The organism is Fibrobacterota bacterium, from assembly GCA_019509785.1.
Taxonomy (GTDB): Bacteria; Fibrobacterota; Fibrobacteria; order UBA11236; family UBA11236; genus Chersky-265.
In genome coordinates, this window is sequence record JAEKLQ010000038.1 from 27,379 (window position 1) to 40,434 (window position 13,056).

The 13,056-nt window shown below is 60.2% G+C and carries 13 protein-coding genes; 11 read left to right on the forward strand and 2 right to left on the reverse strand.

Annotated elements, in window-relative coordinates; genetic code table 11:
• The first annotated feature begins 49 nt into the window (after positions 1–49).
• A complete protein-coding gene (locus tag JF616_10635; protein ID MBW8888200.1) occupies positions 50–1,195 on the forward strand; it encodes a HAMP domain-containing protein in 1,146 nt (381 codons plus the stop codon).
• The gene (locus tag JF616_10640) at positions 1,192–1,623 is read left to right on the forward strand and encodes a response regulator transcription factor (GenBank protein ID MBW8888201.1); all 432 of its coding nucleotides are present in this window, start codon (positions 1,192–1,194) and stop codon (positions 1,621–1,623) included. The genes JF616_10635 and JF616_10640 overlap by 4 nt, the downstream gene beginning before the upstream one ends.
• Positions 1,624–1,680: 57 nt before the next feature.
• Here the strand turns inward: JF616_10640 and JF616_10645 are convergent, their stop codons facing one another.
• Entirely contained in the window at positions 1,681–2,622 is a 942-nt protein-coding gene (locus tag JF616_10645; GenBank protein MBW8888202.1) for a 2-dehydropantoate 2-reductase, read from the reverse strand.
• A 236-nt stretch (positions 2,623–2,858) separates the two neighbouring features.
• On the opposite strand from JF616_10645, the gene rpmG reads away from it, so the two are divergent.
• From rpmG to hemB, 3 genes are all read left to right on the forward strand, one after another.
• Positions 2,859–3,041, forward strand: coding sequence for a 50S ribosomal protein L33 (rpmG, locus tag JF616_10650; protein ID MBW8888203.1), 183 nt, complete (start codon positions 2,859–2,861; stop codon positions 3,039–3,041).
• Positions 3,042–3,141: 100 nt separating this feature from the next.
• Positions 3,142–3,531, forward strand: coding sequence for an HIT family protein (locus JF616_10655; protein ID MBW8888204.1), 390 nt, complete (start codon positions 3,142–3,144; stop codon positions 3,529–3,531).
• Between the two features lie 44 nt (positions 3,532–3,575).
• Positions 3,576–4,547: a porphobilinogen synthase gene (gene hemB, locus JF616_10660; GenBank protein ID MBW8888205.1), complete on the forward strand. Its 972-nt coding sequence runs from the start codon at positions 3,576–3,578 to the stop codon at positions 4,545–4,547.
• A gap of 68 nt (positions 4,548–4,615) precedes the next feature.
• On the opposite strand, the gene JF616_10665 is transcribed toward hemB, so the two are convergent.
• On the reverse strand, positions 4,616–4,981 hold the full coding sequence (locus JF616_10665) for a hypothetical protein (GenBank protein ID MBW8888206.1): 366 nt from the start codon (positions 4,979–4,981) through the stop codon (positions 4,616–4,618).
• A gap of 157 nt (positions 4,982–5,138) precedes the next feature.
• Between JF616_10665 and JF616_10670 the strand changes: the two genes are divergently transcribed.
• The 6 genes from JF616_10670 (at position 5,139) to JF616_10695 (ending at position 13,040) form a co-directional block, all read left to right on the forward strand.
• Positions 5,139–5,849: a hypothetical protein gene (locus JF616_10670; protein MBW8888207.1), complete on the forward strand. Its 711-nt coding sequence runs from the start codon at positions 5,139–5,141 to the stop codon at positions 5,847–5,849.
• A 223-nt stretch (positions 5,850–6,072) separates the two neighbouring features.
• Positions 6,073–8,025 carry a type IIA DNA topoisomerase subunit B gene (locus JF616_10675; GenBank protein MBW8888208.1) on the forward strand — a complete coding sequence of 651 codons (1,953 nt, stop codon included), beginning with the start codon at positions 6,073–6,075 and terminating at the stop codon, positions 8,023–8,025.
• A gap of 135 nt (positions 8,026–8,160) precedes the next feature.
• On the forward strand, positions 8,161–10,152 hold the full coding sequence (locus JF616_10680; GenBank protein MBW8888209.1) for a DNA gyrase/topoisomerase IV subunit A: 1,992 nt from the start codon (positions 8,161–8,163) through the stop codon (positions 10,150–10,152).
• A gap of 253 nt (positions 10,153–10,405) precedes the next feature.
• Positions 10,406–11,293, forward strand: coding sequence for a hypothetical protein (locus JF616_10685; GenBank protein MBW8888210.1), 888 nt, complete (start codon positions 10,406–10,408; stop codon positions 11,291–11,293).
• A gap of 51 nt (positions 11,294–11,344) precedes the next feature.
• Positions 11,345–12,217 (forward strand): TIGR02147 family protein, encoded by an 873-nt coding sequence (locus JF616_10690; GenBank protein ID MBW8888211.1) that lies wholly within the window; start codon positions 11,345–11,347, stop codon positions 12,215–12,217.
• Positions 12,210–13,040: a hypothetical protein gene (locus JF616_10695; protein MBW8888212.1), complete on the forward strand. Its 831-nt coding sequence runs from the start codon at positions 12,210–12,212 to the stop codon at positions 13,038–13,040. Before JF616_10690 ends, JF616_10695 begins: the two co-directional genes overlap by 8 nt.
• The last annotated feature ends 16 nt before the right edge of the window (positions 13,041–13,056 follow it).

Consider the following 13,056-nt stretch of genomic DNA (forward strand, 5'->3'; position numbering starts at 1 on the left):
GAATTTGGTTTATTGTCCATATGGTTAATCCTATCTACCTTATCGCGCCTTGCTGATGTTCACCCGCATCCGGATCCGCATACTCGCGATCGTCCTCCTCGCCATCATACCCGCGATGGCCTTGATATGGTATTCCGCCAACGAACGCAAGGAACAGATGTCCCGGGAAGCCGAGCGCAATACCCTGCGATTGAGCCGCTTCCTGGCGAGCAACCTGGAAAGGGATTTGGCGGAGGGAGAGAGTTTCCTGGCCGCGGCGGCGGAAGCCTTGCGCGGCGATCATCTTTTGGCCGGAGGATGCTCGGAGGCGCTCCGAGGTTTCCTGGGCGATTCCTCAGTCTATGCCAACGTTGGCCTTTCCGGTCCGGACGGAAAAATCCTTTGCAGCGGCCGACCATCGGCTTCATTTCCGGGATTGGGAGCCCTGGAATGGTTCCATGGGGCGGATTCGGCCGACGATTTCTCGGTCGGGTTCGATTTCAACGGTGGCATAAGCCGTGCCCCGTCAATCGTATTGGTCCGACCCGTTTCCGCGGCACATGCGGATGGGAGGATCGGACAGGAGTACCTCTTCGCCGTCATGGAGCTCGATTGGCTGAACGAATTGGCGGAAGGCTCGCGTCTGCCTGCCGGATGGGCCATCTCGGTCGTTAACCGAAAAGGCGATGCGGTAGCGCGTTTTCCCGACCCCCAGAAATGGGTCGGCAAATCACGGCAGCCTGCCGACGGATTGCGAAACCTGACGGCCCCCGAAGGTACCCGGGTAACGCGGGGGATCGACGGCATCAAGAGGCTCTATGCCTACGCCAAGGTGCGGAGGAAAGGCGATCTCATGGTCAACGTCGGGGTGAGCCGGGAAGCCATCCTGGCGCCCGCCAACCGGGCGCTCCGCGATCAGCTCACGGCCCTCGGGATCGTCGGCATCCTGGCCGTCCTGGCTGCCTGGTTCGGATCGGACGTCTTCCTGCTCAAGCAAGTGCGGATGTTGATCAACGCCGCCAAGCAACTGGGGGCGGGGAATCTCGCCGCGCGCTCGGGGCTTTCCTACCATAGCGGCGAGCTCGGCGAGCTGGCCCGGGCCTTCGACGAAATGGCGGAGACGCTGGAATGGCGCAACGCCCAATTACGGGAATCGGAATTCTCCCTTCTCGCTCTCTTGAAACGCAAGCCGGAATCCGGGGCGAATCCAGAATGAATCCATCCGAGCGCCCGGAAATATTATTGATCACGGACGATGCCGCGGACGAGTCCAACGTTTCCCACATCCTGGGCAAGTACCAGTTCGCCAATTCGTTGGTTAAGCTGCATGGACCGGCGGAGGCGCTCAAGTACTTGGCGGCTCGGGAAGCGCCCGGGAAAAGCCTAGCGGATCCCGGGCCCGAATTGATCTTGATCGGGGTCCGGGAACCGGGTCCCTCCCGCCTTTCCTGGCTCAAGGAATGGCGGCGCGGCCCCTTGGCCGGGGTCCCCCTCATTTTTCTCGTGGACTCGACCGAAGCGGAAGCGGAGTTCCGAAAGCTGAATCTCCCGCTTTCGATTTGCGTAACCCGCCCCATCGGGTTTTTCAAACTTCTGGAAGCCATGCAAAAGCTTCGGATGCGGTGGGTAGTCCTGAAACCGTAGGGACGGCCGGTATCCGGAATCCGCGATGGCCGACCGGTTTCCGGTTCGGCCGGCCCATCATCCTTCCAGGCGGGACAACTCCCCGAAGAGGTCTTGCATGGCCGGCGCCAGGCCTCCCGCGGCGGCGATGGCCTTTAACGGCTTCGCGTAAATGGCATCCAATTCCATCGGCCTTCCCGCTTCGCGATCCAATTGCATGCTCGGCTTATAGGGGATCATCTTCTCCGTATCGGCCAACATGCGATCCCGGAAGCCGGCGGGCAGACGGCATCCGCAGGCCGCCGCGCCGTCAATCACCTCGTCCATCAAGATGGAAATGCGCTTCCGCGTGGAAGGATCCTTCAGCAAGGCCGAAGTATCCTTGCCGGTCAAGGCGCACATGCCGTTGAACGGGATATTCCATGCCAGCTTGCGCCAACGCGCATCGCGCCAATCCTCCAGCAGCTTCACGTCCACGCCCGCGGCCTGGAAATCCTCCGCGACGGCCCGCATCTCCGGCGTGACGCCTTCCGATCCCGAACCGAAGGCGGCCAGGCTTACCGCCCCGTAGTCGAGATGCTGGATCCATCCCGGCCCGGCCTTGCGCGAGCATAGGAAACACAAACCGCTGAGGACCTTGGCGGCGGGCGCGGCGGCGGAAACCTCCCGTTCGGGATCCAAGCCGTTCTGCAAGACCAAGGCGATGCCGCCGGGTTTAAGCGCGTATTTCAAGACGCCGGGCAGCAGGCCGTTGGCTGTGGTTTTCCAGGCGATCACCGCGACATCGGCAGGTTCCAAATCCTCCGCCCGGGACACGGCGTCCACCACCGGCAACCGGAAATCCCCCTTGGGCGAATCGACGCGAAGGCCATGGGCCCGCACCTGGGCGAAGTCGGTATTCACGAGGAACTGCACCTGGCGGCCGGCTTTCTGCAATAAGGCGCCGTAGTAGCCGCCTACGGCCCCGGTTCCCAGGATGGAATAGGTCAGGCCCAAGGCCCTGGAGGGATCAGAAGCCATGGAAAACCTCAGCCAAGCCGCCTCGGCAATGCGGAACCAGGGCAATGCCCGAAGCCCGAATCGGGGCCAAAGGCGCACAAAACCAGGGCGAACAAGGTAATTCCGGTGAAATTCGAGGGAGCGAAGCTAGGCTGCACTGGGAAAAATCTAGCATCTTTATTAACATTACCCGCTCTAATATCGGCCCGGCCGGCCGCGGTAAGCGGTAACGCCATCAGGGCTTAAGGAGTTCAGCCATGCCTCAGATCAAAGGAAAGCGCGTCGTCGTCACCCTCGAATGCACCGAGGCTCGCGCCGCCGGCTTGCCGCCTTCCCGCTACATGACCACCAAGAACAAGTCCAAGCAATCGGGCCGCCTCGAGAAGAAGAAGTACAATCCCTTCATGCGGAAGCATACGCTCCACCGCGAAGTGAAGTAAGGTCCCGCGGAGGACGCCCGTCCTCCGTTTGTCCGGAGTCTCCGCTGCGGATTCTCCGAAAGACTTTCTAGAGGTTCGAACCATCGCCCGGGGTCGGAACATGGCAACGCTCTTCACCCGCATCATCAAGGGGGAAATCCCCTCGGTCAAGATCCTCGAAGACGAACGTTACTTCGCCTTCCTCGACATCCGTCCCATCAACCCCGGCCACACGCTAGTCATCCCCAAGCTCGAAGTGGATTCGCTTTGGGAGGCGCCGGCGGATCTGTTGGCCGGCATGCTGCCCTTCGCCCAAAAGGTGGCCAAAGCCGTCCAAGCCGCCACGGGTTGCCTTCGCGTGGGCGTTCTGGTTGCCGGTTTCGAGGTGCCGCATGCGCATATCCATCTCGTGCCCATCGAAGGCGAAGGGGAATTGACCTTCAGCCGCGCGCGGCCCGCCAAACCCGAGGACCTCCAGGCCATTGGCCAAAAAATCCGGGAGCATTTGTGAACCCAAAGAATAACCAGCCCGGCGCGCAAGACGCGTTGGGCGGGATGCCCCAACGCCCGCGGCGCAACCGCAGGACGGCCTCCATCCGCGCCATGGTCCGGGAAACCGAACTCGCGCCCTCCCACTTCATCCTTCCGCTCTTCGTGCAGGAAGGCAAGGACCAGCGCACGCCCATCCGTTCCATGCCCGGCGTGGAGCGCCTGAGCCGGGATCTGATCATCAAGGAAGCCAAGCGCGCGCTTTCCCTCGGCATCGGTTCCGTGGCCCTTTTCCCCGTCATCGCCGAAGCCAAGAAGGATGCCAAGGCTTCCATTTCCGCATCCGACACGGGGCTCTTGCAGGAAACCGTCCGCGATCTGAAACAAAGCGTGCCCGAGATCACGGTGATCACCGACGTGGCCATGGACCCGTATTCGACCGATGGCCATGACGGCCTGGTACGGGACGGGCGCATCCTCAACGACGAGACCTTGCCCATCCTGGCGGCCATGGCCTTGGCCCAGGCCCGCGCCGGCGCCGATATCGTGGCCCCGTCGGACATGATGGACGGCCGCGTGGGGTATCTGCGCCGCGCCTTGGATGAAGCCGGCTTCACCGAAGTGGGCATCCTCGCCTATACGGCCAAGTACGCGTCTTCCTTTTACGGCCCGTTCCGCGAAGCCCTGGACTCGGCGCCCAAGCATGGCGACAAGAAGACCTACCAGATGGATCCGGCCAATCGGCGCGAAGCGCTGATCGAAGCGGAGCTGGACGTGCGCGAAGGCGCGGACATGGTGATGGTCAAGCCCGCCCTCCCCTATCTCGACGTGATCGCCGCCCTCAAGGCGGCCGTGAACGTGCCCATCGCCGCCTATCACGTGAGCGGCGAATACGCCATGATCAAGGCCGCCGGCCAATTGGGTTGGCTGGACGCGGAGGCCGCCATGCTGGAATCCCTGCTTTGCATCCGCCGGGCCGGCGCGGACGCGATCCTGACCTATGCCGCGATGGAAATCGCGCAACGCCTCAACGGCTGACGCCGCCCGTTCGCGGCGAACCGGTCATCCATTCATGATCAATTCGGCGTAAACCGGACAGGATCATGTCAAAGCGATCGGTCATCCTTCCAGACGACCTTTCTACCCGCACTGTGCTCATCGAATACGGCGTCGCATTTCCCGTCGCCAAGTCCGCCCAATCCGCCCGAGGGCGCGCAGATATACCGCTGGTTCGCGTCGAATAAAGAGTCGTATTGATCGCAACAATCCGAAGAAACCAGGTAGACCTTCGAACCGCCGTGATCGAATTCGATGATCTCGCGGGGCGGGTCGGCCACACGCTCGGCCTTGTATTGCGAGATCCGGCTTTCCACCCAAGCCGGCAGCGCCTCCGGATCGGATGAAGCTGAATCATCCGCGCAGGAGGATAAGAGTGGAACCAATCCGAGCAAGAAAATGAGTTTGCGTTTCACCAATCCACCTCGCTTTGTTGCCGGCGTCCGTTGCCGACTAGTCAGGTTTAAGTTAATGAGTGAGATCGTTGGTCAATCTTAAGCCGGTCGCGGAAATCGCTCTCAATTCCGGAGCGGGGCCGCGCGTGGCGCTGAACCCATTATTTATATTAGTCGCATGCTGACCGACCTCCATTTGCAAAAATACCTCGACGGGGAGCTTTCCGAGGAGGACGAGAAGGAACTCGAGGCGCGGCTGGAAAAGGATCCCGATCTGAAGGCCCGCCTGGAAGCCTTGGAAAACCAAAGCCAGGTGGTGGGTCAGCATGCCTGGCAGCGCTTCCGTAAGGGCCGGCGCTCCCGCCACGGCAGCCGCACGCGTTACACCACCATGCTTCCCGCCCTGTTGTTCCTGATCGTGGTGCTCTTGGTCGCCAAGCATTGGTTCGCGCGGCCAGGGGAGAATTCCACCTTCATCATGAGCGGGGGAAACGGGAAAAGCGTCGAAGTGCTGTACGATTCCCCGGCAGGTTGGCGCTATCTGGATAAGGACTACGCCGCCGGGGACAGCCTGACCCTCTCGGTCCGCGATACCGGCGCTTACCACGTGGCGGTGGAAGCCGTCTTCGGGACCGGCCAGGATGCCGAGGTGGTCGAGGCATGGCCGGATGCGCCCGAGCGCGTGTACGGCCAGCAAGGGAAGAAGCCCGTATTCCTGGCGGCCTCGCGGTCCGCGCCGGGCGTGGCTCCCGCGCAAATCGTTGTATTTTATGATGATAAACCGTTGCCGCCGTTGGGCGCCGCGCGCATTCTGGAAATCTTGTCTTCGCATGGTAACGAACGCGGCGGGATCGAATTCCACTATCAAGTTTTTTCCGCAGGCCGCTGATCATAAGAGGGTGTTGTACACCCCCTCTCACCTTTGGTAAAGTCACGCATCAGCGCGCGAAGCGCTTCCGGCGGCCATTGACGGCGCGGAAAGCGATTTGGTATCTTCAGCCAGCCCCTTTACTGCGCGTTTGGGCAGTAATCAAGCGGGGCCGGGCCGATTACAATGTCCGGGTCCTCCGCCTTAGCCGGCTGGGACCAAACGCATAGGGGATAGACCGAGAATGGCCAAGACCGCCGAGAAAGTCGCGAAAAAAGAGCCCAAAGGGGAATCCGGTACTGGCCGTTACGATGAAGACAGCATCAAGACGCTGGATTGGATCGAGCACATCCGCCTGCGGCCGGGCATGTACATCGGCAAGCTCGGCAACGGCTCTTCTCCGGACGACGGGATCTACGTGCTCTTCAAGGAGATCGTGGACAACTCCATCGACGAGTTCGTCATGGGGGCGGGAAAGCAGATCGATATCGCCATCGGGGAAGACGGTTCCTGCACGGTGCGCGACTTCGGGCGCGGCATTCCGCTCGGCAAGGTCGTCGATGTGGTCTCCAAAATCAATACCGGCGGCAAATACGACGGGGAGGCCTTCAAGAAATCGGTGGGCCTGAACGGCGTGGGTTCGAAGGCGGTGAACGCTCTGGCCTCGTGGTTCAAGGTGCAATCCTTCCGCGAGGGCCGCGTAAAGACCGCCGTCTTCGAGAAGGGCGTGCTCAAGCAAGAGGAAAAGGAAAAGCCCACTTCCGAACCCAACGGCACCTTGATCAGCTTCCTGCCCGATCCCGAGCTGTTCCCCAAATACAAATGGGCGGCGGAATTCCTGGAAGAGCGAATCTTGTACTACGTCTACTTGAATGCCGGCCTCACCATCAATTTCAACGGGCAGAAGTACCTGTCCAAGGCCGGGCTGCACGATCTGCTGACCCGGCACACCGACGACACCAAGCGCTACCCGATCATCCATTTTAAGGATTCGGACCTCGAGGCGGCCATCACCCACGACAATTCCTACGGCGAGCGCTATTACTCTTTCGTGAACGGCCAGTTCACGACGGAAGGCGGCACCCACCTGGCGGCCTTCAGGGAAGGCATCATCCGGGCCTGCAAGGACTTCTTCAAGAAGGAATTCGACGCTTCGGACATCCGCGCCAGCATCGTAGGCGCCATCTCGATCCGCATGCACGAGCCGGTGTTCGAATCCCAGACCAAGACCAAGCTGGGTTCGACCAACTACGACGAGAAGGGCAACTCGCTGCGCACCTGGATCGTCGATTTCGTGCGCAACAACCTGGAGCAGTACCTCCATAAGAATCCCGAGACGGCGAAGGAGATGTTGGCGAAGATCCAGCAATCCGAGCGGGAACGCAAGGATATGGCGGGCATCCGCCGCCTGGCCAACGAGCGCGCCAAGAAGGCCAGCCTGCACAACAAGAAGCTGCGGGACTGCAACATCCACTACAACACGACGCATAAGAAGCGCGAGGATTCCAGCCTCTTCATCACCGAGGGCGATTCGGCCTCCGGTTCCATCACCAAGGCCCGGGACGTGAACAGCCAGGCCGTATTCAGCCTCAAGGGCAAGCCCCTCAATTGCTACGGCATGACCAAGAAGGTCGTGTACGAGAACGAAGAGTTCAACCTTTTGCAGCATGCCCTCAACATCGAGGAAGGCATCGAGGAACTGCGCTACAACCGGGTCATCGTCGCCACCGATGCCGATGTGGACGGGGCCCATATCCGCCTGCTGCTGTTGACCTTCTTCCTTCAATTCTTCCCGGAGCTCATCAGCCGAGGCCACGTTTACGTTTTGCAAACGCCCTTGTTCCGGGTACGGAATAAAAAGGAAACGAATTACTGCTACTCCGAAGCGGAGAAGGAAAACGCCTTGAAGAAGCTCGGCCGCAACGCCGAAATCACGCGCTTCAAAGGACTTGGCGAAATCTCGCCGGACGAGTTCGCCGGCTTCATCGGCAAGGACATCCGCCTTGAGCCGGTCATCCTGCACGGCGACACCAAGGTGCACGAGATATTGGAATACTTCATGGGCAAGAATACGCCGATGCGGCGCGACTTCATCATGGAGAACCTGAAGATCGAGGAAGACGTGGTGGAAGACGCCGAAGCGCTGGTCGCGAGCCGCGCGAACGAGCTTGCGGCAGAGCAGAGTAAAGAAGAGTGAAGAAGAGTGAAGAAGGGTACAGGGTAAAGGGTTAAGGGTACTGAAAATGGAAGCAATCGCTCCTCTTAACCCTTTACCCTTTACCCTTTACCCTATACCCTGTTCCTAACCGAAGAAAAGACCCCGAAGGATAGAATGGCATCGAATACCCTGAAAGACCATCTCCCCCACGTCCAGGACATGTACAAGGAGTACTTCCTGGATTACGCGTCGTATGTGATAACCGATCGGGCCGTGCCGCATCTGGCCGACGGCCTCAAGCCGGTACAGCGCCGCATCCTGCATTCCTTGCGCGAAGAAGAGGACGGGCGGTTCCACAAGGTCGCCAACATCATCGGGCAGACCATGAAGTACCATCCCCATGGCGATGCGGCCATCGGCGATGCGCTGGTGAACCTGGGGCAGAAGAACCTTCTCATCGATACCCAAGGGAACTGGGGCGATCCGGTGACGGGGGACTCCGCGGCAGCGGCGCGATACATCGAAACCAAGCTTTCCAAGTTCGCCTTGGAAGTGGCGTTCAACCCGGCCACCACCACCTGGCAGAGGTCTTACGACGGCCGCAACCTGGAACCGGTGCTCCTACCCATGAAGTTCCCGTTGGTCCTGGCCCAAGGCGCCGAAGGCATCGCCGTCGGCTTGGCCACCAAGATCGTCCCGCATAATTTTTGCGAACTCATCGAAGCCTGCATCGCGGTGCTCAAGAAAGAGAAATTCAAGCTGCGGCCGGACTTCCCCACCGGCGGCATCGTGGACGCCTCCAATTACAACGACGGCCAATCGGGCGGAAAGCTCAAGGTGCGCGCGCGCATCATCGAGGTCGATAACAAGACGCTGGCCATCACCCAGATCCCTTACGGAACCACCACGGGCAGCCTCATCGACTCCATCGTGACCGCCAACGACAAGGGCAAGATCAAGATCAAACGCATCGAGGACAAGACGGCCGCCAACGTGGATATCGTCATCCACCTTCCCCCCGGCGCCGAGCCGGAGAAGTCCATCGACGCGCTCTACGCCTTCACGGATTGCGAAACCTCCATCTCGCCCAATTGCTGCGTCATCTTCGAGAACAAGCCCGTATTCCTGGGGGTCTCCGAGCTGCTGGAGCTTTCCGTGCAGGATACGGTCAAGCTCCTTAAGCAAGAACTGGAAATCCGCAAGCAGGACCTCTCGGAGAAGTGGCATTTCAAATCCTTGGAAAAGATCTTCATCGAGGAACGCATCTATCGGCAGATCGAAAAATGCGAGACCTGGGAAGCCATCATCGATACCATCGATAAGGGACTTAAGCCCTACCGCAAGCAATTCGTCCGCGACGTGACCGTGGACGACATCACCCGCCTCACGGAGATCCGCATCAAGCGCATCTCCCGCTTCGACGGCTTCAAGGCCGACGAGGAAATGATCGCCCTGCAAAAGGAAATCGGCGAGACCGAGAAGAACCTCAAGGGCCTTACCAGGTACGCCATTTCCTACTACGAGAACCTATTGTCCAAGTACGGCAAGGGCCGCGAGCGCAAGACCAAGATCGCCCGCTTCGACGATATCGACGCCGCCGAGGTGATCTTGTCCAACCTCAAGGTCTATATGGACCGCGAGAACGGCTTCGTGGGGACCAAGGTCTCGAACGGCGAACTGATCGGGACGGATTTTTCCTCTATGGACGAGGTGATCGCTTTCAAGGAGGACGGAACCTTCGCGGTAACCAAGGTGGGCGAGAAGAATTTCGTGGGCAATAAGATCCTCTTCGCGGCCAAATTCGATCGCGCCGATGAGACGACGGTCTACAACATGCTCTACCGCGATGGCCGCGGCGGAAACCTGATGGCCAAGCGATTCCAAATCGGCGGCATCACCCGCGATAAGCAATACGATCTCACCAAGGGCAGCCCCCAGTCGAAGGTCTGGTATCTCGAGGTGCAGCCCGCGAAAATCTCGGATAAGGTCATCGTCCATTTGGTGCCGCAACCCCGCATCAAGACCGAAATCCCCCTCAACTTCGAAGACTACGAGGTGAAGGGCCGCGGAACGAACGGCAACATCGTCAGCCCGCATGCCGTTAAGCGGGTGGAACGAAAGACCAAGCTACCAGAGACGAATGATGAAAAGGGCGCCAAGAAATAGCCCTCTCGGCCCCCGCCAGCCACCTCCAAGCACACGAATCGACCCGCAGAAATGAACTTTTCAAAAGTTCATTTCTATTTTATTTAGGTTTTTGAGTCTTTTATAAACTCATAAATAAAGTGATCTTATGAGGTTTTTTACTGCTCTAAGTGAACTTTTTAAATCTTCTTTTTTATTTTATACTTCATATTTAGTTCGTTCTGGGGTATCTTCAGTGGGTTGGCGCCAATGTGGGCGCAATGGAAGGACCCCAATGAAGAACGCATACCTGCTCGGACTGACGGCCGCGACGGCCACCCTTTTTACCGCCTGCCTGTTTTCCGGAGAAACCAATAACACGGGCCGCGCTTCGGTCGGCCTGGAGATCAAAGCCTCCGCTTCAACCTCGACCGGCGCGCTGGCGAAGGCGAGCGGATTGATCTTGGGAGACACCGCCGGGGTTCACGTGGACCTCAGCGATGCCAAGCTGGTGATAAGCCGTATCAAGCTGGAATCCGAGAACGGTAGCGGCAGCTGCGACAGCACCGGCAATGTCCTCAAGAAGGAAGGTGAACCCGGCGACACCTCCGGCCGCGGATCCGAAGTCGAGAACGAAAAGGAAATGGAATGCGAAGACGGGTCAGGCCTGGTGGTCATCGACCTCCTCACAGGCGTTTCTTCCCCCGACCTCGGCACCCTGAGCGTGCCCGCCGGCCTTTATAACGAGGTGAAGTTCGAGTTGCACCATGGGCAGAATGATTCCACCTTGGGCGGCCGCACCTTGGTGGCGCATGGCACCTTGACCTTGGCCGACGGTTCGAGCAAGCCGTTCTCCCTCGCCCTCACCCTGGACGAAAACCTGAAGATCAGGAGCGATTCGGGCCTGAATCTGAGCGCGGGCGCCCTTCAGACCGTGGCGGTGAAGCTGATGGCCGGCGATTGGCTTAAGGGCCTCGACTTATCCGCCTGCCTGAACGTCGTGGATCCCGCCGCCGCCTCCATCGATATTACCGAGGATTCCCCAGTCGGCAAATGCCTGGACGCCGAGCACCGCATCAAGGATAATTTCCGTTCGTCCTTCCACGCGGGCGAAAAGGACGAGCATGAGACGGAAGGAACGGAAAGCAAGGATTCCACCGACGACTCGGGAAAGACGAAGTAAAGGAACCCTGACGGCCGAGCCCGGCCCGGCTATCTTATACCAAGACCGACCATGCAGAAACCCGATATCTTCGCCTACCTGGATTACCGCAAGTACCTCCGGGACGCGTTCGAAGCGATGAAAGCGGCGGCCCAAGAGGGCCGGGCGGCCCAAAAAGGCGGTGCGAAGATCAGCTATCGCTCCTTCGCGAAAGAGGCCGGGTACTCCTCCCCCAACCTGTTGCAGTTGATTTTAGCCGGGGAGCGCGATCTGGCTCCCGCCCACGTACCGGGCACGGTTCGGGCCCTTAAGCTGAATAAGCAAGAAACGGAATTCTTCGCCGACCTGGTCGCCTTCGATCGCGCCGAAGGTTTCGATGAAAAGACCTTCCACTACCAGCGCATGTTGCGCTCGCGCCGGCATGCCGAGGCGCGTCCCATCGAAAAGGGGCAATTCGAATACCTGGAGCAGTGGTACCATCCCGTGGTCCGGGAACTCGTGGCGCATCCTGAATTCGACGGGACGCCGGAGTGGATCGCCGGGCGCGTGCATCCCCGCATCACTCCCGCGCAGGCGGAAAAATCCCTTCTGTTGCTGGAGCGGCTGGGAATGATCCGCCGCGATGGCGCCGAGGGCAAACTCGTCCAATCCGATGCGCAGATCAGTACGGCGCCCGAGGTGGCCTCGCTTGCGGTGGCCAACTACCATCGTTCCGTACTCAAGCTCGCGGAAAGCTCCATCGAATCCTTCGACGGGGACCAACGCGATTTACGGGCCGTAACCTTGGGGATCCCCAAGGACAAGTTCCCCGAATTGAAGCGAAAGCTGGAGGCGTTTTGGCGGGAGATCCTGGATCTGGCCGCCGGAGCCGGACCGGTGGAAGAAGTCTACCAAATCAACCTGCAAGCCTTCCCCCTCACCCGGCCCGAGGCTCCCCATGCGTAACCTACGCGCTACCTTGTCGGCGGGCATCCTTTGCGTCCTCTTGTGCGGCTGCATCTTGGATCGCACCGCGGGTGGGACCGGCGTCGGCAACCCCACCAAGGGAACGGTCACCGTCGCCATGGTGGCCCTGGATTCCGCCCCGGTCGCGAAGGCCGCCGCCAAGGCGGCAGCCATGACCCGCAATCCCGACGGCTCCTTCGATATCCGCGATGCGGGCGGAAGCGTTTTCACGGTGAAGACGGGATATGCCAACGTGGGCCGCATCCGCATCGCCCTGCCCGACGGGGTCGACTGCTCCCAGGCCGACGAAACCGCATGCGAATCGGGAGAAGCGACCATAGACGGTCCCTGGGTCTCCGATCTCATGACCGGCAAATGGATCCCGGATCCCGGCACTGTACGCATGCCGTTGGGGGTTTATAAGCGCCTGGAAGTAAGACTGGAGTCCCAAGATAAGGTGGCCGCGGGGGCCCCCGATCTGGGCCGCCACAGCCTGGTCTTCGGGGGAACCTTTTCCTGGTCGGGTCGCGCCGATAGGCCTTTTACCGTGGCCTTGGACTTCGACGAGGACGAGCGCTTCGAATCGCCCGCCGGCTTCGCCGTGGCCGAAGGAAGCACGACCATCACGGTGGCCTTGGATATCGCCCGCTGGCTGTCGCAAGCCAACCTTACGGCCTGCCTGGAGAACGGATCCCTGCCGCTGGACTCCACGGGCGGATTCGCCTTCGAGAAGGACGGCGGTTGCGGCGTCGAGCAAGAAATGAAGGATGCCGTCAAGGCTTCCGGGACCGTGAGCGGGAAGCACGAGGGCGACGGCCCCTGAGGCGGGAGCCTACCCT

Coding starts and splice junctions, on each gene's coding strand:
- JF616_10640 (MBW8888201.1), top strand. CDS start 1,192: ATGAATCCATCCGAGCGCCCGGAAATATTATTGATCACGGACGATGCC.
- JF616_10645 (MBW8888202.1), bottom strand. CDS start 2,622: ATGGCTTCTGATCCCTCCAGGGCCTTGGGCCTGACCTATTCCATCCTG.
- rpmG (MBW8888203.1), top strand. CDS start 2,859: ATGCCTCAGATCAAAGGAAAGCGCGTCGTCGTCACCCTCGAATGCACC.
- JF616_10655 (MBW8888204.1), top strand. CDS start 3,142: ATGGCAACGCTCTTCACCCGCATCATCAAGGGGGAAATCCCCTCGGTC.
- hemB (MBW8888205.1), top strand. CDS start 3,576: ATGCCCCAACGCCCGCGGCGCAACCGCAGGACGGCCTCCATCCGCGCC.
- JF616_10670 (MBW8888207.1), top strand. CDS start 5,139: ATGCTGACCGACCTCCATTTGCAAAAATACCTCGACGGGGAGCTTTCC.
- JF616_10675 (MBW8888208.1), top strand. CDS start 6,073: ATGGCCAAGACCGCCGAGAAAGTCGCGAAAAAAGAGCCCAAAGGGGAA.
- JF616_10680 (MBW8888209.1), top strand. CDS start 8,161: ATGGCATCGAATACCCTGAAAGACCATCTCCCCCACGTCCAGGACATG.
- JF616_10685 (MBW8888210.1), top strand. CDS start 10,406: ATGAAGAACGCATACCTGCTCGGACTGACGGCCGCGACGGCCACCCTT.
- JF616_10690 (MBW8888211.1), top strand. CDS start 11,345: ATGCAGAAACCCGATATCTTCGCCTACCTGGATTACCGCAAGTACCTC.
- JF616_10695 (MBW8888212.1), top strand. CDS start 12,210: ATGCGTAACCTACGCGCTACCTTGTCGGCGGGCATCCTTTGCGTCCTC.